The organism is Paenibacillus sp. UNC217MF, from assembly GCF_000686865.1.
GTDB lineage: Bacteria > Bacillota > Bacilli > Paenibacillales > Paenibacillaceae > Paenibacillus_B > Paenibacillus_B suaedae.
Genome location: NZ_KK366027.1, coordinates 415,526 through 438,074 on the forward strand (window position 1 = coordinate 415,526; position 22,549 = coordinate 438,074).

At 42.8% G+C, this 22,549-nt stretch carries 22 protein-coding genes and 2 pseudogenes; 3 read left to right on the forward strand and 21 right to left on the reverse strand.

From position 1 onward, the window contains the following. Positions 1-143: 143 nt before the first annotated feature. From BP95_RS0117855 to BP95_RS0117885, 8 genes and pseudogenes are all read right to left on the reverse strand, one after another. Positions 144-2,552 (reverse strand): NPCBM/NEW2 domain-containing protein, encoded by a 2,409-nt coding sequence (locus BP95_RS0117855; RefSeq protein WP_028532879.1) that lies wholly within the window; start codon positions 2,550-2,552, stop codon positions 144-146. 345 nt (positions 2,553-2,897) lie between these two features. Then, entirely contained in the window at positions 2,898-3,896 is a 999-nt protein-coding gene (locus BP95_RS0117860; protein WP_028532880.1) for an aminoglycoside phosphotransferase family protein, read from the reverse strand. A gap of 14 nt (positions 3,897-3,910) precedes the next feature. Beyond that, a complete protein-coding gene (gene rsgA, locus BP95_RS0117865) occupies positions 3,911-4,978 on the reverse strand; it encodes a ribosome small subunit-dependent GTPase A (RefSeq protein ID WP_021253331.1) in 1,068 nt (355 codons plus the stop codon). Between the two features lie 391 nt (positions 4,979-5,369). Continuing rightward, positions 5,370-5,621, reverse strand: coding sequence for a CysS/YqeB C-terminal domain-containing protein (locus BP95_RS34620; protein WP_442952336.1), 252 nt, complete (start codon positions 5,619-5,621; stop codon positions 5,370-5,372). 82 nt (positions 5,622-5,703) lie between these two features. After that, positions 5,704-6,105 (reverse strand): annotated as a pseudogene (locus BP95_RS34020) (carbohydrate ABC transporter permease); the annotation flags it as partial. Beyond that, the gene (locus BP95_RS0117875; RefSeq protein ID WP_021253329.1) at positions 6,098-6,448 is read right to left on the reverse strand and encodes a hypothetical protein; all 351 of its coding nucleotides are present in this window, start codon (positions 6,446-6,448) and stop codon (positions 6,098-6,100) included. The gene BP95_RS0117875 and the pseudogene BP95_RS34020, both read right to left, overlap by 8 nt. After that, entirely contained in the window at positions 6,426-7,421 is a 996-nt protein-coding gene (locus tag BP95_RS30790; RefSeq protein WP_231515136.1) for a HAMP domain-containing protein, read from the reverse strand. Before BP95_RS30790 ends, BP95_RS0117875 begins: the two co-directional genes overlap by 23 nt. 3 nt (positions 7,422-7,424) lie before the next feature. Next, positions 7,425-8,081, reverse strand: coding sequence for a response regulator transcription factor (locus BP95_RS0117885; protein ID WP_028532883.1), 657 nt, complete (start codon positions 8,079-8,081; stop codon positions 7,425-7,427). Positions 8,082-8,300: 219 nt separating this feature from the next. Here BP95_RS0117885 and BP95_RS34625 point away from each other — a divergent pair. After that, positions 8,301-8,471: pseudogene (locus BP95_RS34625) on the forward strand (transposase); the annotation flags it as partial. A 339-nt stretch (positions 8,472-8,810) separates the two neighbouring features. On the opposite strand, the gene BP95_RS0117895 reads toward BP95_RS34625, so the two are convergent. The 5 genes from BP95_RS0117895 to BP95_RS34435 form a co-directional block, all read right to left on the reverse strand. Further along, entirely contained in the window at positions 8,811-9,782 is a 972-nt protein-coding gene (locus tag BP95_RS0117895) for a hypothetical protein (RefSeq protein WP_028532885.1), read from the reverse strand. Positions 9,783-9,871: 89 nt separating this feature from the next. Next, a complete protein-coding gene (locus BP95_RS30795) occupies positions 9,872-10,981 on the reverse strand; it encodes a hypothetical protein (RefSeq protein ID WP_051614128.1) in 1,110 nt (369 codons plus the stop codon). Between the two features lie 117 nt (positions 10,982-11,098). Then, positions 11,099-12,445 carry an extracellular solute-binding protein gene (locus tag BP95_RS0117905; RefSeq protein ID WP_028532886.1) on the reverse strand — a complete coding sequence of 449 codons (1,347 nt, stop codon included), beginning with the start codon at positions 12,443-12,445 and terminating at the stop codon, positions 11,099-11,101. 51 nt (positions 12,446-12,496) lie between these two features. Next, positions 12,497-12,757: a hypothetical protein gene (locus BP95_RS34430; protein ID WP_028532887.1), complete on the reverse strand. Its 261-nt coding sequence runs from the start codon at positions 12,755-12,757 to the stop codon at positions 12,497-12,499. Between the two features lie 373 nt (positions 12,758-13,130). Next, entirely contained in the window at positions 13,131-13,259 is a 129-nt protein-coding gene (locus BP95_RS34435) for a hypothetical protein (RefSeq protein WP_268744441.1), read from the reverse strand. A gap of 957 nt (positions 13,260-14,216) precedes the next feature. Here BP95_RS34435 and BP95_RS0117925 point away from each other — a divergent pair. Further along, positions 14,217-14,789 carry a DJ-1/PfpI family protein gene (locus BP95_RS0117925; protein ID WP_021253321.1) on the forward strand — a complete coding sequence of 191 codons (573 nt, stop codon included), beginning with the start codon at positions 14,217-14,219 and terminating at the stop codon, positions 14,787-14,789. A gap of 83 nt (positions 14,790-14,872) precedes the next feature. Continuing rightward, positions 14,873-15,028, forward strand: a complete 156-nt coding sequence (locus tag BP95_RS33215) for a hypothetical protein (protein WP_155987305.1) — start codon at positions 14,873-14,875, stop codon at positions 15,026-15,028. Between the two features lie 96 nt (positions 15,029-15,124). On the opposite strand, the gene BP95_RS34025 is transcribed toward BP95_RS33215, so the two are convergent. The 8 genes from BP95_RS34025 to BP95_RS0117970 all read right to left on the reverse strand — a co-directional run bounded on the left by BP95_RS34025 (position 15,125) and on the right by BP95_RS0117970 (position 22,433). Continuing rightward, positions 15,125-15,337, reverse strand: coding sequence for an RNA polymerase sigma factor (locus BP95_RS34025; RefSeq protein WP_231515137.1), 213 nt, complete (start codon positions 15,335-15,337; stop codon positions 15,125-15,127). Positions 15,338-15,380: 43 nt separating this feature from the next. Beyond that, positions 15,381-15,506 (reverse strand): hypothetical protein, encoded by a 126-nt coding sequence (locus BP95_RS34295; RefSeq protein ID WP_268632145.1) that lies wholly within the window; start codon positions 15,504-15,506, stop codon positions 15,381-15,383. Positions 15,507-15,847: 341 nt separating this feature from the next. Then, the gene (locus BP95_RS0117945) at positions 15,848-16,840 is read right to left on the reverse strand and encodes a hypothetical protein (RefSeq protein WP_028532888.1); all 993 of its coding nucleotides are present in this window, start codon (positions 16,838-16,840) and stop codon (positions 15,848-15,850) included. Between the two features lie 143 nt (positions 16,841-16,983). Beyond that, on the reverse strand, positions 16,984-18,345 hold the full coding sequence (locus BP95_RS0117950; protein WP_028532889.1) for an ABC transporter substrate-binding protein: 1,362 nt from the start codon (positions 18,343-18,345) through the stop codon (positions 16,984-16,986). A 164-nt stretch (positions 18,346-18,509) separates the two neighbouring features. Further along, positions 18,510-19,025, reverse strand: coding sequence for an RNA polymerase sigma factor (locus tag BP95_RS0117955; protein ID WP_021253316.1), 516 nt, complete (start codon positions 19,023-19,025; stop codon positions 18,510-18,512). Positions 19,026-19,348: 323 nt separating this feature from the next. Further along, positions 19,349-20,353 carry a hypothetical protein gene (locus BP95_RS0117960; protein WP_028532890.1) on the reverse strand — a complete coding sequence of 335 codons (1,005 nt, stop codon included), beginning with the start codon at positions 20,351-20,353 and terminating at the stop codon, positions 19,349-19,351. A 36-nt stretch (positions 20,354-20,389) separates the two neighbouring features. After that, the gene (locus BP95_RS0117965; RefSeq protein ID WP_021253314.1) at positions 20,390-21,871 is read right to left on the reverse strand and encodes a DUF4179 domain-containing protein; all 1,482 of its coding nucleotides are present in this window, start codon (positions 21,869-21,871) and stop codon (positions 20,390-20,392) included. Next, positions 21,864-22,433, reverse strand: a complete 570-nt coding sequence (locus BP95_RS0117970) for an RNA polymerase sigma factor (RefSeq protein WP_021253313.1) — start codon at positions 22,431-22,433, stop codon at positions 21,864-21,866. The genes BP95_RS0117965 and BP95_RS0117970 overlap by 8 nt, the downstream gene beginning before the upstream one ends. Between the last annotated feature and the right edge of the window lie 116 nt (positions 22,434-22,549).

Below are 22,549 nucleotides of genomic sequence, written 5' to 3' on the forward strand. Positions count from 1 at the left end.
TCAATGAATGCAATATGAACAGAGCATGAACAAAAAAACACTATATTAGTTGTTCAAAGAAAATAAAGAAAAGCAAAATAGCCCACACCTTGATAACAAGGTGTGAGCTATATGACGCTTACTAGTAAAGTTACCTAACAATACTATTTGATAAGACGAGCATTTACCCAATCAGCGTGGTCACTGTTAATACCATCTCCACCATCCGTGACAATAAGTTTTAGCTCATTCTTTCCAGTAAGATTAACGTTTACCTCTTTTGGCGCTATATTATTATGCATTTTACCACTAGTGAATACAACTTGATTGTCTACAACAACTTGGAACTCCACAGAACCTACAGTACCTACCTCATTATCTACCCCAACTAGCGCAGCAAAGGATGTGTACTGCCCATTCAGTTTGTAGACAATTTCACTGTTAGCATGTGTGCCCAAACCTTTTGCATAGGTAATGTTATTTAACTTGAGTGTATTTCCATCAACACTACGATCTTTTTGGACTGTTCCCCAACCTGCTGTGGCAGAAAACCAATTAATATCGCTTAGATACGTTGTCACAGGTTGTGGTGCTTCAAAGAGTTTAATCTCACTTGCAGATGCAAAACCATTTGTGCCACCACCTTGAGGTACTTCAAGTCGAACATATTTGGCAAGAGTAGGTGTGAAAGTGGCTGTCTTTTCTGTTTTGTCCTTTGCCCAAGTGCCTGTGGCAACCTCATTGAAGGATACTCCATCAAGACTAGTTAGGATTCTATATTTTGTAATAATTCCATTTTCTTCACTTTGTCGTGGTAGATAGGTTAGCTTGGTGAATGTTGTAGGATTTAAATATTTTGCTGTAATATGGTAAGGAAACTGATTTGGGTTATTCCATGCACTGTGCCAGATAGTTTTTGTATCTCCATCAAATGCATATACTGCGGCATTACCCTGTGAAGTCTCTTCGCTATTTGCTGTTGCGGCAATGATACCCCCAATACCTTTTACCTTATCCATTCCATCAGTCGGTTTAATGATGTTATAATCTGACCCAAACCAAATTGGTGCGGTTAGAAGAGGTAAACCCAATGCATTAATCTTGTTTTTTGTGTCATTTGTTGCAGGTAAACCCCATTTATCAAAGAAAGGCGTCAAGTCATAGTGAGCTACTTTTGAAGTGTTTAGAATAAATGCCTGCTTTTTCTGATCATCTGTAGTTGGCAGATCTGCTTGTGCCATCTCACGATATAATCGATGTAACTGTGGGTAGAAGTTATCCCCAAAAGCAAGATTAAGCTGCCACAGCATTTCTAATTTTGAATTAGAGTCTGCAAAATTCTTGGTTGGCTGATCTACAAACGTGAAAGCAGCTAAGTACTCGCCTGGGGATCTTGCAGGTTCAGTAGGCTTAAGAGCCTTCTTAGCGGCTATAGAATATATATTTACATTCACCTCAGTCATCCCATCCCAATTCCAAGGTGCTTGTTGTCTCAGATGACCTGCCTCATGATACTGCCCCCAACCCGTTCTTGTAAGGTCTAAAGCATCGGCACTTGCTCCAGTATCTTTAGGCATAATTGCCCCATCCCAATTTGCATATGCATACGCTCCTGGTATGGTATTTTCTGATTCAATAAAGCCAATCAAATGCCTATCTAACCGATGCCTAGGATCAGAATCAGAACTAGATAGTCCAGATATTTGATCCTGCGCTGTAATAAACGTATCATAAGTCTGTAAAAGAGTAGTTGGGTCTTGATTCAAGATATGATCTCTAGCAGTAGCATAATAGAAGACAAAGAGAGCTCTTTCTGATTGAAGAACAACAGAAGGTGCATTAGGATATGCATTCATCATTGCCTGCCAATCCGCATTTGTATTCTTGCCTAATACAAAGAATGGAACAGGACTCCCCCCGCTCACTATATTTACATTAATACTACCTTCATTGTTGCTGTTATCAAATGATAACAAACCGCCATTTGGTGAGGTAATTGTGTTTATGCCTGGTTGTAATGGATAAAAAAGCGCCCATTCTTTATCATGACGATGGATCCCAATAACCGCTGTAATTGGTTTGTTACCTGAAACTTCAATCTTAATTTGTTCATTGGGTTTTGCATATAAACCTGTCGGCTGATATATTTTTCTAGCATTTATCAATCTACGTTCTCGGTCGCCTTCCGCCCATATATCTCCAAGCGCTTTTACTTCAAAATTTCGCTGAACAACAAGATTATTTAGCTCTGTAATGGCTTCCTCTGATGGTTTGATGACTGGCTCTGATGGTTTGATGGCTGGCTCCGTTGGCGTGATGACTGGATCCGTTGGCGTGATGACTGGCTCCGATGGTGTGATGACTGGCTCCGATGGTGTACTGACTGGCTCTGTTGGTGTGGTGACTGGCTCTGTTGGTGTGGTGACTGGCTCTGTTGGTGTGGTGACTGGCTCTGTTGGTGTGGTGACTGGCTCTGAAGTTTGGGCTAGTGCCCAAGATGGCGAGCCAGCTACTACAACCGCTGTTACCACCGTAAGAGATAAAACCTGAAGTGACTTCTTAAGTTTTCTCATCAAATCCTCCTAGAACAAATGAAATATATGCATAGCTAGCATTTAAATGCTGGCGTATCCATCTTGGTAAGTAATAAATGGATTTCAGACTATAATGATACTACTACATTCCACTTTTTTACATTTGTTAAATAACACCGTTTATCTCTATTGCTTCAATTCCATCTTTATTCTGCTTTTAATAAAAAAAACAAACTCACAACATAAGCTGTAAGTTTCTATTGACAAATCGATTGATGCATCTCATCATGAATGTCGGCAATGTTCTTGCCTGAACAAAAAAATCCTAATGCTACGAAGCAGGCGTATGCCATTTCCATAGCAGAAGGATTTATTAGACAGGATCTACAAATTTCTCATCTCATAGATTTTTTGCAAGGTATTAAGGTGCATTGATTTATCTTCGGGCGACTCAGCGAATTTATACCACTCCACAAGCCTGTATCCGAACATAACAAGGATTAGTTCATAAATACAATGATCGGAGTTGTGAGACACATCCGCATATTCCGAAAAACCCCTGTAATACGCCGGAATGCATCTTTGGTAGTATTCAACCATATGACAGACATCCGCTTCGTCCGCTAATAAACTCGCGATATCCTCGCCCAGATACCCCCATCCGGCGGTATCCCAATCGATAAGTACGATTTTACTGTCCGAATCGAATATGTTTGCCACCCAAAAATCTCTGTGGCAAAGTACGATTGGCAGCTTTTCAATGCGACTGAATATTTCGTCCGCATTGTTATCTAAGTCTATAAGCATTTTACATAGGTGCTTCGGAATTTCGCAGTCGTCGGAGCGTATGTAATCATACAAAACATTCCATGACCGATACCGCAGATAGTAGTTTTTTGTAAACTCAACCTTGCTTAAATTGGTCAAATTCTGCAAGACGTTTGGTCGTTCAGCGTACAGCTTGCCTTGAAACCGCCCCAATTCCTCGGCTGCACGTTCATACATTTCTGAGGTTAGATTTAAGCCTGACACACCATCAATATATTCTATCCATAGCTGTATCTCATCGCCATTTATTTCGGCGTGATAACACTCCGGACAACGGAACGAATCGAAGAAAACCTTGTTGAAATCCGATGCATAGAGATCGTATTCCCTTCGCCATGAATCCGGATCACCATAACGCTCCCATTTTTTCTGTGTTTTCCAAACTACCTTATACGGCAGATTTTCACCGTCGGAAGTTTCAGCCATGCCCGTTACAAGCCGAACATCTCCTACTGTCCCGCCTTGCAACTCTTTAAGTTGATAATCTGCGCGGATTATCGTCTTGCCGAGCATTTTACTCACAACAAGCACCAGTATTTCGGGCTTTACAAACATTTCATCATGGTTGTTCATTTCTTGTGTCCTCCCTTTTTACCCTTATGTTGCATGGCAATCGACTTTTGCCACGCCCGTTTATTTATGAGATACCCCGTTTTATCATCCACAAACTTGTTTTCACGCTTCTGTACAAGGTAACGCTCCCAATGCTCTGGCGCCAATGATCCATCGGCAAGAGCGACAAGAACTGCGCAGCCCGGCTCCGTCTGATGGCGGCAGTCACTGAAGCGACACTGTGTGATTAAATCCTCCACATCGTGAAATCCCGCGCTGATCCCGTCGTCCGCACCGAACAACCCAAGTTCACGCATTCCCGGCGTATCAATAACCATCGCGCCTGAAGGGAGCATGAAAAGCTGGCGATGCGTTGTTGTGTGCCGACCCCGGCTGTCGGCCTCGCGGATACCCTTGACAGTCATTACATCCTGATTCATCAATGCGTTTAGCAGCGAGGATTTCCCCACGCCGGACATGCCGAGGAATACCACGGTTTTTCCTGGTTGCAGATATTCACTCAACTCGTCTAAGCCACTCCCGGTATGACTGGAAACTGCGTGTACCGGCACACCAGGGGCGGTTTTCTGAACCTCAGCTAACGGTGCGCTGAAATCCGGGACCAAGTCAGCTTTTGTTAAGATTACGACAGGCTGGCCACCACTTTGCCGTGTCTGTGTCAGGTAACGCATAATGCGGCTGACCTTGAAATCCCAGTTTAGAGACGACACGATAAATACGTAATCAAAATTCGTTGCTACGACTTGCTCAAGAATGGTTTTGACATACTCTGCTGCGTGTCCCGAATAATCAGCGCGGGAAAATTTCGAGCGGCGAGGCAGCAATTTGGCAATGCGCGAAGCGCCGCTTTCGTTGTATTGTAGAAATACAAAATCGCCAACGCACGGAAACTCCTCTCGAGTCCCCACAGAGTGGTAGAATGCACCCTTCAATACAGCCGTCACTTCTCCTTGTTCGGTGATGACGGTATATTGGTCCCGCTGAAGTTCCGTAACCCTTCCGGGTATTAATCCTATCGGCGGCGTTTCGGCTTCGATATAGCCGTATTGTTTTAAATCAATCATTGAGCCGATCCTCTCCTAAAATTAAAGTTGTTTTTGGGCATAAAAATACCGCGAACAAGCAGCCTCCTAAGAAGCTGCTGTTTCGCGGCGAAAAGCCAAAAGTCGGCTTATAATCAAAAAGGGATACGACCTACATCGTATCCCGCTAACAGCAGTATTCACGAAAGGTTACTGTTTACGGCATAGCAAAAAAACACGGGTAGTTCTCCCGATTGCTCTCATTCCAAGCTATAATTAAAGATTGGAATTTACTATGCCCGATATTCGGCTAAGTTAAAATCACCAATACCATATAAGCAGCCATTTAAAACATCTCCTTTCGAGGGAAAAAGTGGAATTACAATTTCACTTCTATAGTTTTACATAAACCTTTGTGGAAATCAATAGGAAATTAGTATTTGATCTTTCGTACATATTGATCCTCGCCCTGATTTTTCACAACGATTCCTAGTTCACGTAAGTCCATTTTTAAATTTGTGGCCTTTTTCTTATCCCCTTCCCTAATTGCATTTCGACGTTCATACAAGATAGAATTCGCATTTTCTCCACATGCATGATCATCCAGGTTCCAAAGATTGAATTCATCTTTATACGGATCCTGTTCACTCCATGGGTAATGATGATACAGGAAGATTTCTCGTATTTTTTGTTACTGTTATCGATTCCAATGAATCCGTATCGGCCGTAACCGAAGGATTGTTCGAAGAGGATAAAATTGTCACCGGCAGCCAATCGTTCAACGTTCCGTTCCAGTCGAATACAATTTGCCACATCATCACAATGGAAGCGGCGGGCACTACGAGCGGCATTACAAAGGCAGTTTGCAGCCAATTGCGGATAAACAGCCTTTGGTTCAGAAGATGGGCAAAAATAGTGACAGAGCAACGATTAGCGGTATGCATACACCGGTAAATAAAAAAGTGTTAGCTGCCGCTTTGCGGAAGGAAGCGCTCTCCAACAGTGACTCATAATTGTGAAATCCGACAAAAGAGCCGTTCCCCGGGCTATCTTGAAATGAATACAGAACCCCCATGATAAAGGGAATCAAATAAAAGATGGCAAAGCCGAAAGCTTGGCGACAGGAAGAGCGCAGCCACGGCCATTTCATTGCGCAGCAGCTTATTCATTCAGTAACGTGGTTACCCGATTTTGAATCAGCTCGGCCACAGCTTCCGGAGTTTGCTGCCCGCTGAAATAGGCAATCGACTCTTCCTGCACAATTTGATCGATTTTGTTAGTATTTTTCTGAGGCGAAGAAGCAATAGAAATGGTTCCGCTCACGAGCTTCTCCAAAACATGATAGTTGGCTCCGTTCACAAACTTCTCTAAATCGTCAATATCCTTTTGGATAATCTCAAATACTTGGCCTTTCATAGGGCCGACTTCTTGATCGGATTCCACCTTCCCCGTTTTCAGCAGTTCCTTCGCTCTCTTCTCATAGGAAGCTTTATTTATTGAGAAAGCGCTCATGCGGCACCATTTCGAAGCGATCCTCTTGAAGCAGAATCAAATCCATCAGCTTCAGGGATAACGATTCCAATCGTTTTCCTTCGGAATAAATCACATTCAAGCCGTCGAGGAACACCTCCTCGTTGTACTTGGTCGTCCTCATAAAATTGGCATAGCCGATAATGGAAGTTAAAGGCGTTTTTAACTCATGAGTAAAATTATCGATAAACCGTTGCTTTTGTTCATTGAGCCGTTCAAGATCCGAAATTTTATCCTCTACGACTGCCGCCATTTCATTAAAGTTGTTGGCGAGCACTCCGATTTCGTCCTTGGACTTCAATCGAACCCTTTCCGAAAAGCCACCTTGAGCGATAACCTTCGCTGTCTTGTTTAGCCGGTCTATGGATCGTGTCAATCCTCTGCTCACGAAGAACATAATCAACATAAACAGGAAGCAGGCAGCCAAATCCACCTTAAAGAAAAAATGATATTGATCCACCCGATCCTGATATACGGGAGTCACATCTACCATGTAAGTAAACATATAAGGTTTATGATTGATATTCGCCAGGTTCGAAGTGAAGAGAATCGTGCGCTGGTCGATGTCCCGCAAAATATAGCGGATTTCATTCTCCTTCAGCTTGTCCAGCTCGTTGCGCTGAGCAGGCAGCGGAAAATTTATATTGCTGAACACCGGCCGGTTCGTTTTGTCCCTGATATCCAGGTACACCCGTTGATCACTGTTTTTATGTATAAATTCATTGGCAATTCTCGTTAATACCGTTTTCTCGTAATCAATAGAGTCATAGATGCGCAAAATCGGTACAATCGCCTCAACGCTCGTATGGATACTCATATGTTGACTCATCGCGTTGTTGATTTCTTGCTCTAGCATTTTGTTATGGCTCCGCTCAATGACCATGATGGAAGCTGCATGAAAGATGAGGAGAAATACGAGGATCGTGAAGACATAAATTTTCTGCCAAAACTTCATCCCCTAGTCCTCCAGCCGGTAGCCCATTTTGTATATCGTCTTGATATGATCATGGAGATCCAATTTCTTGCGAAGCGATTTGATATGCATATCAACCGTTCTCGTCTCCCCATAATAGTCGTATCCCCATACTTTTTCGATGAACTGTTCTCTGGAGAGGGCAATATTTTTGTTTTTCAGCAGAACGATAAGCAAGTCGTATTCCTTCGGCGTTAGCTCGACGGGTATCCCTTGTTTGATGACTTCTCTTTTGTCCAAATCCACTTGAATCGTTTGAAATGCCATCAGCCGCTCTTCTTTTCCATATCTTCGCAACACAGCTTCGATCCGGGCCAGCAGCTCAATCGCTTCGAAGGGCTTGACGATGTAGTCGTCCGCTCCGAGCTTCAATCCGTCGACCTTGTCGTATACTGAGTTTTTCGCTGTCAGAAAAATGACCGGAATGCGGTAGGGCCGAATTTTCTCCATCAATTCGAATCCGTCCAGATGCGGAATCATTACATCCAACAGGATGAGGTCGAACGGCCCCCGCTTCAGCGCCTCTAGCGCTTCCAAGCCGTCGTAAGCCTCGGCGGTCTCATAGTTTACTAGATTGAGGTTCATTTTAATAATTTTCGAGATATGAATATCGTCTTCGACAATCAATATTTTTTGTGTCATGACCTCAGCACTCCTTGCAAGCAGTTCTTATGTTCCATAATAAGGAGAATAGATTGCGACAGCAAGTGCAACTGCGAGGCGGAGGAAAATCGTTACCGGATCACGACTACCAATATAGTAACTGACAAAGGATCTGCCTGGCGGCAGTTTTCTACCTTTCCAACAGATCCTTTGTTCTGTAAGCAGTTTATTGTGACCTTCTTAATTAACCGCATCGTTTCATACTGTAAGTATTATGGCAGACCGGCAAACGAACCGGAATTACTGTTTCGTTTGTTGTTCTTACAGATCCTGTACAATCTCTCGGATGAGCGAATCATACAGGAAGCTCAAGTAAATCCGGCATACAAATGGTTTATTGGGATCAATCCAGAAGACTCGCTTCCAGATGCGCGCTTCGGCTGGAAGAGCAGTTCCAAATCGTTTTTTGGGTACAAAGAACATTTTGCAATGACGGAAGAAGAAATTATTACCGCCCTAGAGGTGACACCGGGAAGCACCGACGAAGGGAAGCAATTGTTGGCGTTGCTCGAACAGACAACAGCAAATGGCATAAACGTAAGCGAAGGCTTCGAATATAACAAGGACGCCGATTTCGTCGTCTGTCCAGCTGTTGTAAACGCAAAGCGGATGGTAAAGCTAATAGAGCAATAGCAGCCTATTCCTCAAGTGAGGATAGACTGCTTTTTTTCTCTTATGAGACTACTGCAAAACGAATACAGTTAACGTCTATTTGCTCGATTTGATGTACACGGGTTTCTTTTCAGCATCCAACGCTGCTTGCAATACCGTCTCTTTACCTTTAACAAAATAATAATCTTTAAATAGGTTGTCCCACTTCACTTCACATCCCGAAATATCGATATTGAATAATTCCTTGGCAAGCGGAGCGACCACTTCCTTTGCATCTTTTTCCGTAACCTCTTGGTTGGTCGTTACCTTTTTTCTTGTATTATCAAATACGTTCAAGACCTTTCCCTTTTTTGCTTCCATCTGAAGTGAAACATCGTTATCCTTAAGTGATAACGTTTGAACTTTGTCACCTTTAGAATAAAGTTGAGCTTCTGTGATTTCAAAATCATGATCAAATGCCGTTTTCATCGCTTTTGCTGCCGTTTCCAGCGACTTTGAATCGAGCTCTTCCTTGGCAAGCTTTATTAAAACTCTACTCTCAAATTCCGCCTTACCCGATGCTTCCCAATGTGCCTCAAAATCCTTCCCTGTCAACCAATACGAAAAATAATCATCTTTTAATTTTTCATTTTTACCATCATAAAGGCGACTTAGAACCACTTCTTTATCAAGGACGTATGTTTTCTTCGCGTATGCACTTTTCAGTGCTTTCAGGATCTTCTCCTGAGCCCCTTTACTGATTTTATCGAGTGGAATCGTTCCGTATACCTGCCATACTTCCCCTTTTTTATAATCGAAGCAAACGACATACTTTCCATCTACCGATTTAACCCGTGCATCTGTATTAACTATAGACTCGGCAGCATCCTGCAACTTTACCTCTTTCCCCGCAAATTGCTTTACTGCTTTTTGCAGCTTGGCGGCCAGCTTCTGGTCGATTTGAACCTTCTTATTATCCGTTTGCTTCTGCGTTTGCGCAGCCTCGGCTCCTGCAGCAATCGGGCCTGCCACGGCAACTAACATACTGGATACGATCATAGACGCTAGAATTGCTTTTTTTAAATTCATACTAAATCCTCCTACATATTCTCATTGCGTACCACTGGTATATCGCTGATACTGAGTCAAAATATAATTAAATGGTTCATTTGCAACGTTTATTTTGATTTCACTTCCATATCTGCTACATAACCGTCGAACTGCGCATCAGCAGCTTTCCCGGCGCATATGTATACAATCTTTTTATTCGCATCGAGCGCTGCTCTCACATTCATGCCATTTTTGCTGGTGAAATAATAATCCTTACTGTGTTCATCCCATTTCACGCTATGTCCATTCATGTCGATATTAAATAATTTCTTCGCTAACGGGGTAACCGCTTCTTTCGCCTCTTTATCTGAAATTCCCTTATGATCTCGTACTCTTATTCCAAACTCATTGTACATGCCTTTTATTTCTCCTGTATTGGGATCCGCATAAACCGTAACTTTGCCATCATGAAATACCCACGCTGCCTCTGCTTTATTTTTCCCATGAGCCGTTATTGGGAATACATTAACTGCAAGCTGAGCACTTGTCATTTCAAATTTATGTTGAAACGCCGTCTTCGCAGCAGCTATAACTGTTGACAGCAATTTCGGATCAAGCTCTTTCTTATCAAAATCAATACGGAGATAATCAGTTTTCAGTTGACCATCATCATCAAAATCGATTGAGAAAGTGGAGAAATCTTTTCCTTTCAATTCGTACCGTTTCTCCTTAGATAGCTTTACTCTGTCAAGAGGATTAAATGCTCTAACGTTTCGTTTACGCACCCAAACTTCTTGTTCAAAGGCGTACTTCTTCTTTGCATACTTGGCATACTTCGCATCTATTACTTTCAACCACTTTAAGACTTCTTCTTGATGCTGCTTGCTGATTTGGTCGATCGTGGTTTGGCCGCCTACCCACAAGATAATTTCCTTATCCTTAAGACTGTCAAATTGTACACAATATTTTCCATCTACCGATCGAACTTCTGCCAGACCTGCAGTACCCTTATTATAAATTAATTCACGCTTGCCCACCTTCTGCAATTCAACATCTTTCCCGGCAAATAATTTTATCGCTTGATTCAGCTTTTCAGCAAGCTTCGGATCTATTTGAATCGTCCGGTGATCCGATTGTTTCTGTTCTTGCGCCTTGGCCCCCGCAGGAATCGGGCCTGCCAATGTAGTCAGCATGCTGGATACGACCAGTGTTGCGACGATTGCTTTCTTCAAATTCATGATAAATCCTCCTATGTAATTACTTGAATATAAAATCGATTAGATATTTTAGCGTAGGAATTGGTAAATAACCACATAACATTCCATTAACATCAATTAAGAACACGTTACTATTCCTTAAGGCTTCTTACCTGACGCTGCTCGCGCTTGTATAAGCAACTCTTGCGCCTTGGCCTCCAATACGGCAGCCGCTTCATCCACTGACTTCTTGTTATCGACAACGGCTTGCAGCTCTTCCCGCAGCGGCTCATCGAACAGCGTGAAGAACTTGAATGGAACACGACCGCTCTGCCGTATGGAGTCAGCCTGCTTGACCTTCAGCATATAGAACGCTTCCATGCTCTTGCCCTTGAATTCCTTCACATATCCGGTACGCGAAGGCAAAGTGCCGTCCATCGTTTTCGAACGGGCATGAGCCATTTCCGGGCCGCACACGAACTTGACGAATTCCCAGGCAGCTCGCTTATTAGACGAGTCGGCGGCAATCGCAAAGAGAGAGTCAAGGTACACGCCTGTAGATTCATCCGCAGGATCAATCGGTACCGTGACAGCTTCCCACTCTACCGGCGCCTTATCCGTGTTAAATCCGACTTCTCCCGCATGGGGGACACCTTTGAACGTCATCGCGGCCACGCCGTCGTCGAAGAGGTTTTGCGACGAATCGAGTTGAGCTACGGGGTCGAAATATACCACATTGTTGCGTACTGCATCCGTAGCCAGACTCATCGCCTCTTTCCAGCCTTTGGAATTAATGAGCACCTTCTCTCCCTTCGGATCGAACAGCTGCAATCCGTAGGTCTTGGCGATATCGTACATCAAATCGCCAACACCACTCAAGTCATCAAAAAAAACGCCGCGCACCGGACGATCGCCGTGTTTGATATTGGAAAATCTTGCACCTAGCTCGAAAACCTCCCGCCAGGTCATCTTGTTCGTTGGCGGATCGATCTGATTCTCCCGGAACAATGCGGTGTTATAGCGCAAAGCCTTATTGTAGACTGCAGGAGTCAGCCCATATAGCTTGCCGTCGCCTAAATTTTTGATCACATCGATCAGTCCCGGCATGAACCCTTTGATATCATAGTTGTCCTGCCGAATCGCTTCATCTATGCCGTACAGCTTCCCATTGGCGGCGAATTGCTCAAAATTTTGCTGATCCAGCAATAGCACATCTGCTCCAGAGCGCTCCAACAACTTCCTTACCTCTGAATCATATTCATCTGGAATAATCATTTTCCCGAGATTTTTCAGTACCTGAATTTTAGGGATGACTTCAACTTCAAATTGCGGGTAGTTCATCTTAAAATATTTTCCATAATCTAGGTCAAATGCTTCCTCAGTCTGATAGATCACCTTGATTTTGCTTGGCTGTAAAGGCTCCAGCACTTCCTTCTTGCCGAAGCAGCCGCTCATTAAGGAAACGATCATAAGCAGCAAGATCACAATCTTCCATCTATTATGCATATTTTCTATCTCCCTCTTTGTTCAAGCGCAGTTTGCAATGAACCCTAACATCTAATTCCCCACCATTAACCCTGAGCCACTCGATATGATGTACACGAGTTTCTTATCAGCATCCAATGCTGCTTTCAATACCGTCTCTTTGCCTTTAACAAAATAATAATCTTTAAATAGGTTGTCCCACTTCGATTCCAATCCCGAAATATCGATATTGAATAATTCCTTGGCAAGCGGAGCGACCACTTCCTTTGCATCTTTTTCCGTAACCTCTTGGTTGGTCGTTACCTTTTTTCTTGTTTTATGATACACGTTCAAGACATTTGAACCTTGTCCCCATCAGAATGAAGTTGAGCGGATGTTAATTCAAAATCATGAACAAATGCCGTTTTCATTGCTTTTGCTGCACCACTTCTTTATCAAGGACGTATGTTTTCTTCGTGTATACACTTTTCAGTGCTTTCAGGATCTTCGCCTGAGCCTCTTTACTGATTTTATCGAGTGGAATCGTTCCTTCTACCGCCGATACTTTACCTTTTTTATAATCGAAGACAACGACATACTTTCCATCTACCGATTTAACTTACGCCTCTGTATTAAATGTAGACTCGGCAGTATCCTGCAACTTTACCTCTTTCCCCGCAAATTGCTTTACCGCTTTTTGCAGCTTGGCGGCCAGTTTCTGGTCAATTTAAACCTTCTTGTTAACTATTTGCTTCTGCCCTTGCGCAGCCTCGGCTCCTGCAGGAATCGGTCCTGCCACGGCCACTAACATACTGGATACGATCAAAGACGCTAGAATTGCTTTTTTAATGTTCATTTTATTTCCTCCTATAATGGAACAACTGATAGCTATAATGCTAATGAATGGAATAGAACTTTACCACGAAACTTTATATGAATAAAAATTAAGAGAACATTAATGTTTGGATAGAAGTATCGGAGCACATAAAAAAAGCACCCTTTCGGATGCTTCAAATGGATAATCTCTACTTCTACTTTTTTGCATTATTCCTCTAGTCTACTTCTAACAGGGCTTTCTCCTCCAGTAAGTGCATTATCCCCGGATTTAAGGTACACTACCTTTTTATTGGCATCTAATGCCACTCTTACTCTGGTTTCTTGATCTTTAACGAAGCAGTAGTCTTGATATAAGCTATTCCACTTTACTTCGTATCCCGTAATATCGATACTGAATAATTCCTTGGCAAGCGGAGCGACCACGTCTTTAGCCTCTTTTTCCGTATTTTTTTGTTAGTCGTTACCGCTTTACGCGCTTTATGAAATACGTTAGTTACCTTTCCCAGCTCCTTTCAACCGATACATCCGTATCCTCAAGCATCCATCTAAAGCCGTTTGTTAATTTAGCATATTTTCCGTCTATGGATTCAACCTTTGCACCATCAGGAGAGGATTCTATCTTCTCGCCGACACTCTTCAGCTTAATCTCTTTCCTGCATATACTTTGATTGCTTTTTGCATATGGAGGCTTCTCCCATCCAGTATAGCAAAGAGCCTTTTTTAATTCGCTTATTACCCCTACTTGGTTTACCGCAATCGATCTAACATTTCTTGCCGCTTGATCTGAAGCTCGGCAACCGCATCGTCCAGCGTTTCCTCTTTGTTAATAATGGATTTCAGCGCAGCCGACAATAACGAATCGAATTCAGCTTGGTAACGCTGGGGCTATATCCAGTTATTAAACAATTTAAACCTCGTTACCTCCACTTGAAATTGTTATAATGTTTTTAATATTTTTATAATGGAGGGCTAGAGAATGAAAATTGCAATAGTCTGTTTCGATAACTTTACTGATATAGATGTTTTTTTACCATGGGATTTATTAAATCGTGTACGTCTAGTTGGCGGTATTTCTGATTGGAATGTCCAACTATTAGGAACGGAAAAAACTCATATATCCATGTCTGGCTTACGTATCCCCATGACAGGAAGCATATCTGATATTCCTTCCGCTGACGCTGTAATATTTGCAAGTGGTAAGGGTGTACAAGATTTATATCTAAATCAAGAATATCTTAATAGCATTCATGTAGATCCTCAAAGACAATTAATAGGCTCTATGTGTTCTGGTTCACTACTACTAGGAGCTAAAAAATTGTTAACTGGCAAAAAAGCAACTACATATCCATCCGTAGTAGAACAACTTAAAGAATTTGATGTAGACGTTATTGAGCAAAGTTTCGTAAACGAAGGAAATATCTCGACTGCCGCAGGTTGTTTTGCTGCTCAAGATCTCTCAGCTTGGATTATAAGAACCCTAATTAATGAAGAAATGGTTGACACTGTGCTAGAAACTGTTCAGCCAGTGGGCAAAGGTTTATATTTTTAATTTCAAATCAAGTCAGAAATAGATAATGCTACACGACAGCTACTCAACTCGGCGCCTTCGGCTACCGCTTCTGGAGCAAGCCGATGCCGAAGCTGAAACGATATCTTAAAAAGGGAGAACCACATCCGTTGGAGCAGGTTACCGACGAGAAAGACAGACAGCGGATTCGATTGACGTTTCAGGCCATCGAAAAGGATTCGTCATGTGCAGTTGCTTCGCAACGGGACTGGTACAGATGATCTCCTTGCGCTTTTCTGAGTGCGCTCCTAACCTGCTCTTCCGCTATCTCCGAACTCCATCCAAGACCGTCATTACCGGACGGTCACTGGGTTATATTACATGATCCCTCTACGGTTCTGTTTAAACAGCTTGATCGTGTTATCAATTTTCGCTTTGATCGTGTTGAGCGGCATTTCCGTCATCTCCGTAATTTCTTCTATCGTATATCCTTCTACATACTTCAGTTGAATAAGCAATCGCGTCATTGGCGACTGTTGTTTCATAAAGGCTTGCAACTCCAAATTCTCTTCCGTCGTTTGGCGTTTCACAAGTCCCTTAACTTCTTCATCATCGATGAAGACAATTAATTTACTATTGAGCAAATGGGATTTGCATTTTCGCAATTCGGTACGATTCGTCTTGAATTTGTTGTATTACAAACGCGAAGCTGTTCTTATCGCCCCGCTGCGCACGGTCAATCATCATCTTTTGAACCATAGTTTCTCCTTGGCAACGAGGCATGAGTGCTCAAAATAGTTCTGGAATCTTCACCATATAATTATATTCGGATGTTTTTTAAAACGAAGATTCTGTCACTGTGGCTCTCTAGCAGCATTGTTATCATTCGATTTTTGTTGCACTCATAGTAACCCCCGGTTCCATTAAGTCTAAAAATGTCTTTGATTATAGAGGTATTGTTCGTAAAAGCGGTTAATATCACGCTAATGAGGGTAACTGACAAAGGATCTGCCTGGCGGTAGTTTTCTACCTTTCCAACAGATCCTTTGTCTTGTAAGCAGCTTATTGTGATCTTCTTATGATTTCAATCGCTATTCGGGTTAATTTTTCAGGCCCTTCATCGGCTGCTGCTCGAATGTATGGAATGTCCCTTTTGGATTGACAAGCGCGATAACGGTCGGCTGTCCTTGCTTTGTGAACGTATAGCGGTCGAGCTGTATCGCTACCTTCGTTCCCTTCAAATCAACGCCAAATAGCTGCTTTACCTTCGGCGCGGCCTTGGCTATCGCCTGTTCGGACGTGAGTATCGGCTGGGCAAACGCTTGCTTATATTCATCATCGGATTTAAAGGATTCTTCTTCTCGAAGCAATACGGCCCCCCATATCTTCCCGGTAATGGCTCCGATGTGGAGGATACATATCTTCAATTCTGCATCAATGAACTCTAGTACCTTGCCCTCCTTGTTCTGAGGGTTATGATTCAAGTTCACCCCATTAAGTACCTTTACGTCCTGCCCGCCGTTTAATAGTTTCATCGTTTTGCGCGCAATATCAACCTTGGAGTTGTCTGGCGCCTTCGCATAGCTAACTGTTGCCTTTGTTACTTTGCCGCTTTTGCCATCAATCGTGACAGAAGCGAAATTCTGACCTTGCAGGATCCATGTATCCTGTCCTCTATATGCGCCTTTCACCTGTGCCATCTTCGGATCCAATTCTTTCAATTTATTCTTGCCCGTTGTCAAAATGGACATAGGTACATCCTTAAGATCTGCAACTAAGCTGAAAGATACGATTTCTCCAGATTGCGAATTGACGATAATGTCTCCGCGTTTATCCTTAAGCTTGAACATAATGTACTCCCCATCAGGCAGATTCGGCATTCCTACCCGCGAATAATCGACAATTTCATAAACCGAATTTGGCATGGCATCCTTTATTGCCTTTTTCACCTTCGCAATGATGTCTTCGCTAACTTCGATTTTGTCCTTCGATTGTTGGGCAAAAGCCCTTGGCAAATAAGCCGCTTCGGATAAGACCCCTATAGAGAGTGAACTTACAAGCATTACAGCGACAACTGTTTTCTTCACATTCATTTCGATTCCCTCCTAAAGTTGAAATATTATAATGTATACTTCATAATCGAACGATTGGATCGTTATAAGACAAAAGGGCAATCCTTTATTATTCACTTGAAAGAGAACGTCAGAATACAGAAGGTTCCCCTGTAATCAACTTTTCAGGGAGAGGTCTGCTCTTTTTTCTCCCTCTCCTCTGTATGCGCCTTGTTCAGCATTTGCTGCCCCTTCGCTTCCAGTTCATTGACCGCCTCATCCGGCGTCATCTCGCGCTGCATGACCGCTTGCAAAGTTTTGTCCAACAATTCACTGAACGGTGAGTAGAAGTCTTCCGGCACATGTTTGTTGCCGTACCCTACCCAGAATCCCAAGCTCCCTTCAACAGGGGAAGATTCCGTAGATGACTTGGGTTTCAACATATAGAACGGTTCTGTGCTCCTGCCTTCCAATTCCTTGAAAAATTGGTTTCTCGTCGGCAAAGTAGATATCGGATTGCGGGAAGCAACCTTCTCCATGCTCGTTCCATTGACGAATTGGACGAACTCCCAGGCAGCCCGCTTGTTCGCGGAGTCCGCCATTACCGCAAAAATTTCCGACAAGCGCACCTTGGAGGACTCGTCAGGTCTTGCTAAGTCGATCGGTACCGTAACGATATCCCAATTGATAGAGCTCAATTTTTTATCGCGCAGAGGGGCACGCCGCAGCTCTTTGGCGAACCAAGGGCCATCCATGACCATGGCCGCCTTCCCCTGAAGGAACAGATTGTTCATTCCTTCTACTTGTCCGGGCGGATAATTCCGCACCGCATCCGTTGCCATCCGAATGGCTTGCTTCCACCCGTCGGATCGGATGCGCATCTTCGCTCCCTTCGCATCAACGACTTGAAGGGAAGAAGTCGATGCAATATTTATCAATAATTCGGAAGGCCTTTGATACAAACCGTAAATTTCGTTATTGCCAGTTCTCATATCGTCAAAGCGCTTGGATAAAGACAGCACTTCCTGCCAGCTCATCTTGTTGCGTGGCAGTTCGATGTTGTACGCTTGGAACAAGTCGCGATTGTAATAAATCACTTGATTATAAAAATAAGGGGACAACCCGTACAGCTTCCCTCTTCCTTTCGTACGAATCATTTCGATTAGGCCCGGCATGTAGCCTTCCAGGTCGAATTTTTCTTGTGCAATAATGTCATCCAACGCATAGAGCTTTCCTTGCTGCGCATACGATTCGAACATATGCTCACTCAGCAGCACGACGTCCGGCTTGTGCTTGTCCAGCAGTTTTTCCATATCTGCTGCCGTATCCGCCTCAGCAGTGCTAATGATTTCAACCTCAATATTCGGGAATTTGACATGGAAATATCCTCCGTAATCGCGGTAGAACGATCCCTCACTGTAATAAGTCACTTTTATTTTCGCCTTGTCCTCATCCAATGGATGTAATACCGGCTTTTCCAAAAAACATCCCGTTAATACAGACAACATGCTCAGCAGCAATATGCCCAACCTCCATCTTTTACTCAAGCCTTTCTCTCCTCCTTGTATTTGAATAGCCTCTCGGCATTCGCCGAGTCAGCTTAATTTTATATGTACCGACTGCGATGCTTCCTGTTCTTTTTCGGCTCCATTATTACATGCTCTCATTTGCTGCATATGCGAAGGAAATTACCGGACAGTCACTGGGTATATTACATCCTCCCTCTACGGCTCTGTTTAAACAGCTTGATCGTCGTGTTATCAATTTTCGTTTTGATCGTGTTGAGCGGCATTTCCGTCATCTCCGTAATTTCTTCTATCGTATATCCTTCTGCATACTTCAGTTGAATAAGCAATCGCGTCATTGGCGACTGTTGTTTCATAAAGGCTTGCAACTCCAAATTCTCTTCCGTCGTTTGGCGTTTCACAAGTCCCTTAACTTCTTTATCATCGATGTAGACGCTTAATTTACTATTGAGCAAATGGGATTTGCATTTTTGAATCACAATCCGATTGAACCAAATATTGAATCTTTCCGGATTATCGAGTTTTTGGATATGAATAACGGCTTCTTCCACAGCATCACATACCGCGTCCATGCTGGCGGCTTCATCGAGTAGACAGCTATTAGCAATTCGGTACGATTCGTCTTGAATTTGTTGTATTACAAACGCGAAGCTGCTCTTATCGCCCCGCTGCGCACGGTCAATCATCATCTTCTGAACCATAGTTCCTCCTCGGCAACGAGGCATGAGTGCTCAAAATAGTTCTGGAATCTGCAAATATAATTATTTACGGATGGTTTTTTTAAACCGAAGATTCTGTCACTATGGCTCTCTAGCAACATTGTTTTCATTCGATTTTTTTGCAATCATGGTAACTCCCGGTTCCATTAAGTCTAAAAAAAGTACCCTTTTATTAAGTTCATATCACGCTAATGAGGGTAACTGACAAAGGATCTGCCTGGCGGTAGTTTTCTACCTTTCCAACAGATCCTTTGTTCTGTTTGCAGCTTATTGTGATCTTCTTATGATTTCATCGCTTTTACTTGTTAATTTTTCAGGCCCTTAATCGGCTGCTGCTCGAATGTATGGAATGTCCCTTTTGGATTGACAAGCGCGATAACGGTCGGCTGTCCTTGCTTAGTGAACGTATAGCGATCGAGCTGTATCGCTACCTTCGATCCCTTCAAATCAACGCCAAATAGCTGCTTTACCGTCGGCGCAGCCTTGGTGATCGCCTGTTCGGACGTGAGTATCGGCTGGGCAAACGCTTGCTTATATTCATCGTCGGATTTATAGTATTCTTTTTCTCGAAGCAATTCGGCCTCCCATACTTTCCCGGTATCCGCTCCGATGTGCACTTTGTGCAGGATAGAATTCTTCAATCCTTCATCAAAGAACTTCAGCACCTTTCCCTCCTTGTTCTGAGGATTATAATTTAGGTTCACCCCATCAAGCACCTTTACGTGCTGTCCGCCGTTTAAGAGCTTCATCGTTTTACGCGCAATATCAACCTTAGATTTATCTGGTGCCTTCGCATAGCTAATGTTTGCCTTTGTTACTTTTCCGCTTTTTCCATCAATAGTGACAAAAGTAGCTAAATTCATACCGTGCAGGGTCCAAGTATCCTTGCCTCTAGATGCGTCTTTTACCTGCGCCATCTTCGGATCCAATTCTTTCAGTTTATTTTTGCCTGCAGTTAGAATGGACAAAGGTACATCCTTGAGATCCGCCACCAGGCTGAAAAGCACGATTTCTTCGGATTGTGAATTGACGACTATATGTCCACGTTTGTCCCTTAGCTCGAAACGAATGTACTCCCCGTCAGGCAAATTCGGCATTCCTACCTGCGAATAATCGACAATTTCATAAGCCGAATTTGGCATGGCATCTTTTATTGCCTTTTTCACCTTCGCAATCATTTCTTCGCTAACCTCGATTTTGGCCTTCGCTTGTTGGGCAAAAGCCCTTGGCAAATAAGCCGCTTCGGATAAAACTCCTGTAGATAGTGCACATACAAGCATTGCAGCGACACCGGTTTTCTTCACATTCATTTCGTTTCCTCCTAAAATGAGCAAAACCTAAGTGACTTATTTGTCTTCTGTTGGCATTGGCAATGGTACTTTCCAATTCAGGTCATAGCTCTTTTCTGCCAATTCTGAAGTAAGACTAAGCTTTTGAGGGAGTTCTTTCATGTCATAGCTTTGCAATTTCATTCGGATATGGTTTCTGCCTTGTTCATCTTTTCCTATCATTTTAAAGTCTCCACCTGTTACATCGTATACTTTGCCCGCTTCATCCTTAATCGTCCAACCAAAACGATTTATAATTTTATCTGTGTCATCATCCATTAAAATCGTATCTGCTATATTAATATAGGTTATATCCTTTAAATAAGCCTCTAGTAAAATCGTAACGTGCTTCTCAGTCTTGGGAGATGCTTCATTTATTGGTTCATCAAAGGATACGGACTTGATCTCAATCGTTTTGCCATCCATATCTACTCGTACAGGTTTGTCGGCAAGCTGTTTTGGCTCAAATGATATGCCTAGCTCATACGGTTCTGTTTTTACTAAAGAGTCCAATACTAGCGTATATTGATGATCAGGAGACAGTGGAGCAAATCCATACTGCCGATTCGAATGACCGTATTCTCCCAAGGCCTTGCGTGGCGCATCAAGCGCCCTAGTTAAATCACTTACTTTCTCTCCTTTTTCATCTTCAACATGAAAATTCAGTTTAAAATCATCATAGCGAACATAAGGATCAGCTGAATCTAATTTTCCTTTCACTTGTTTGCTTTCCTCTACTAATCTTTTCTTTGCCTCTTCCGTCCATTTCGTTTCATAATCCACAAGAGCAGCAGTTGGTGAATGCATAATGCTGTTTAGTTTGATTTGCAGTCCCTGTGGTGTGGTATACGTCTTATCGATTGGCAGCACCTGAGAAGCCTTTGTTGTTTTTTCTAAATCAAAAGGAATCTTTAAGGCCCAATTTCCCTTAACCGAGTCGATCTGATTTCCCTCGAACTGTAATACAAGCTTCTGTTCTTCTGTTTCCCCGGGTTTTTTTAGAGTGAGATATCCGTAATTTTCTTGCTTTTCTAACTGATATATTTCAGTTTCTTTAATGACATTCCCTTTCAAATCTGTTACCTCTACGTTACTTATTTGAAGCTTATCCGGATGAATAAAGTTCTTTTGCTGATCCTTGATCGAATAAACGGCTACAATTCTCATTGGATCGGCCAATATCTCCTCTATTTCAAGGGTATAGCCCTGATCAGTAACAGAGGCATTTACCTTCTGTGAAAAACCCTCTTGCACTGCATGTTGCAGTTCTTGATCAGAACTATCAAATAATGATTTAACATAGGCCGCAAAGGTAGGACTCACCGAAATCGTTAAAAGCAGAGCGCAGCTAATGGAGACGGGAAGTACCCAAGTGCCTAGTAAACGCGACCTTTTTCTTTTAGCGGCTACCACTTCGTAAGGGATCACAAAATTAGGCTGATCCAATTCTCCAGCTACTTTTTTTAGAGTTTGTGTAATCTGTTGGTCAAGATTAGTCATGCACGACCACTCCCATCTCAGTAATTACCTGCGTTTCTTTCTTCGCTTGTATGTTTTCAGCAATTAACTTTCTGGCCTTATGTAACCTTGATTTTACCGTTCCCTCAAACACACCGAGGATTTTGGCAATTTCAGCTATACTAAACTCTTCATAATAGTAAAGAATAACGGCAGAGCGATGCTTCGGCGTCATCAACTGAATCGCTTGCCAAATCTGCTGCTCCTGCTCCCTTTGCAGAATACTCTCCAATGGATTTTGCCCAGGGTCAATAGTGTCCATATATTCTTCCGTTTTTTTCTTTCTTCGCACTATATTAAGTGCACGATGTGTCACAATTTTCATAAACCAAGCTCGAAATGATGTCCCTTTTCGTTCATCATATCGATAAAGGGATTGATACGCTTCCCATAGAGCTTCTTGAACGGCATCCTGAGCTAGATGGTAATCATGGACGATCAAATAAGCAACTCGAAATGCACTAGTTAAGTGAGGTTGAACAAGTGTTTCAAAATCATCTGGATTTCCCTCCCTGGGTATTGGATAATGATTGCTTTCTTTCACTTCAAAGACCTCCTCATTTTTCCTTTCACTTCTTATTCACCAGTTCTCGTATTTTGGTTCATAAATAGAGAAAAAAACTTTTCCCTTACTTGGGTGAACTGGTTGATGATCAGATT

What these genes read in the sequence shown, in the direction of transcription:
- BP95_RS0117875 (WP_021253329.1), bottom strand. Translation starts at nt 6,448, where the DNA reads ATGAGCGCTTTCTCAATAAATAAAGCTTCCTATGAGAAGAGAGCGAAG.
- BP95_RS34435 (WP_268744441.1), bottom strand. Translation starts at nt 13,259, where the DNA reads ATGAACATTAAAAAAGCAATTCTAGCGTCTTTGATCGTATCCAGTATG.
- BP95_RS34295 (WP_268632145.1), bottom strand. Translation starts at nt 15,506, where the DNA reads ATGGTTCAAAAGATGATGATTGACCGTGCGCAGCGGGGCGATAAGAAC.
- BP95_RS0117925 (WP_021253321.1), top strand. Translation starts at nt 14,217, where the DNA reads ATGAAAATTGCAATAGTCTGTTTCGATAACTTTACTGATATAGATGTT.
- BP95_RS0117945 (WP_028532888.1), bottom strand. Translation starts at nt 16,840, where the DNA reads ATGAATGTGAAGAAAACAGTTGTCGCTGTAATGCTTGTAAGTTCACTC.
- BP95_RS0117955 (WP_021253316.1), bottom strand. Translation starts at nt 19,025, where the DNA reads ATGGTTCAGAAGATGATGATTGACCGTGCGCAGCGGGGCGATAAGAGC.
- rsgA (WP_021253331.1), bottom strand. Translation starts at nt 4,978, where the DNA reads ATGATTGATTTAAAACAATACGGCTATATCGAAGCCGAAACGCCGCCG.
- BP95_RS30795 (WP_051614128.1), bottom strand. Translation starts at nt 10,981, where the DNA reads ATGAATTTGAAGAAAGCAATCGTCGCAACACTGGTCGTATCCAGCATG.
- BP95_RS0117855 (WP_028532879.1), bottom strand. Translation starts at nt 2,552, where the DNA reads ATGAGAAAACTTAAGAAGTCACTTCAGGTTTTATCTCTTACGGTGGTA.
- BP95_RS0117885 (WP_028532883.1), bottom strand. Translation starts at nt 8,081, where the DNA reads ATGACACAAAAAATATTGATTGTCGAAGACGATATTCATATCTCGAAA.
- BP95_RS0117905 (WP_028532886.1), bottom strand. Translation starts at nt 12,445, where the DNA reads ATGCATAATAGATGGAAGATTGTGATCTTGCTGCTTATGATCGTTTCC.
- BP95_RS0117960 (WP_028532890.1), bottom strand. Translation starts at nt 20,353, where the DNA reads ATGAATGTGAAGAAAACCGGTGTCGCTGCAATGCTTGTATGTGCACTA.
- BP95_RS0117965 (WP_021253314.1), bottom strand. Translation starts at nt 21,871, where the DNA reads ATGACTAATCTTGACCAACAGATTACACAAACTCTAAAAAAAGTAGCT.
- BP95_RS0117895 (WP_028532885.1), bottom strand. Translation starts at nt 9,782, where the DNA reads ATGAATTTAAAAAAAGCAATTCTAGCGTCTATGATCGTATCCAGTATG.
- BP95_RS30790 (WP_231515136.1), bottom strand. Translation starts at nt 7,421, where the DNA reads ATGAAGTTTTGGCAGAAAATTTATGTCTTCACGATCCTCGTATTTCTC.
- BP95_RS0117860 (WP_028532880.1), bottom strand. Translation starts at nt 3,896, where the DNA reads ATGTTTGTAAAGCCCGAAATACTGGTGCTTGTTGTGAGTAAAATGCTC.
- BP95_RS33215 (WP_155987305.1), top strand. Translation starts at nt 14,873, where the DNA reads ATGCCGAAGCTGAAACGATATCTTAAAAAGGGAGAACCACATCCGTTG.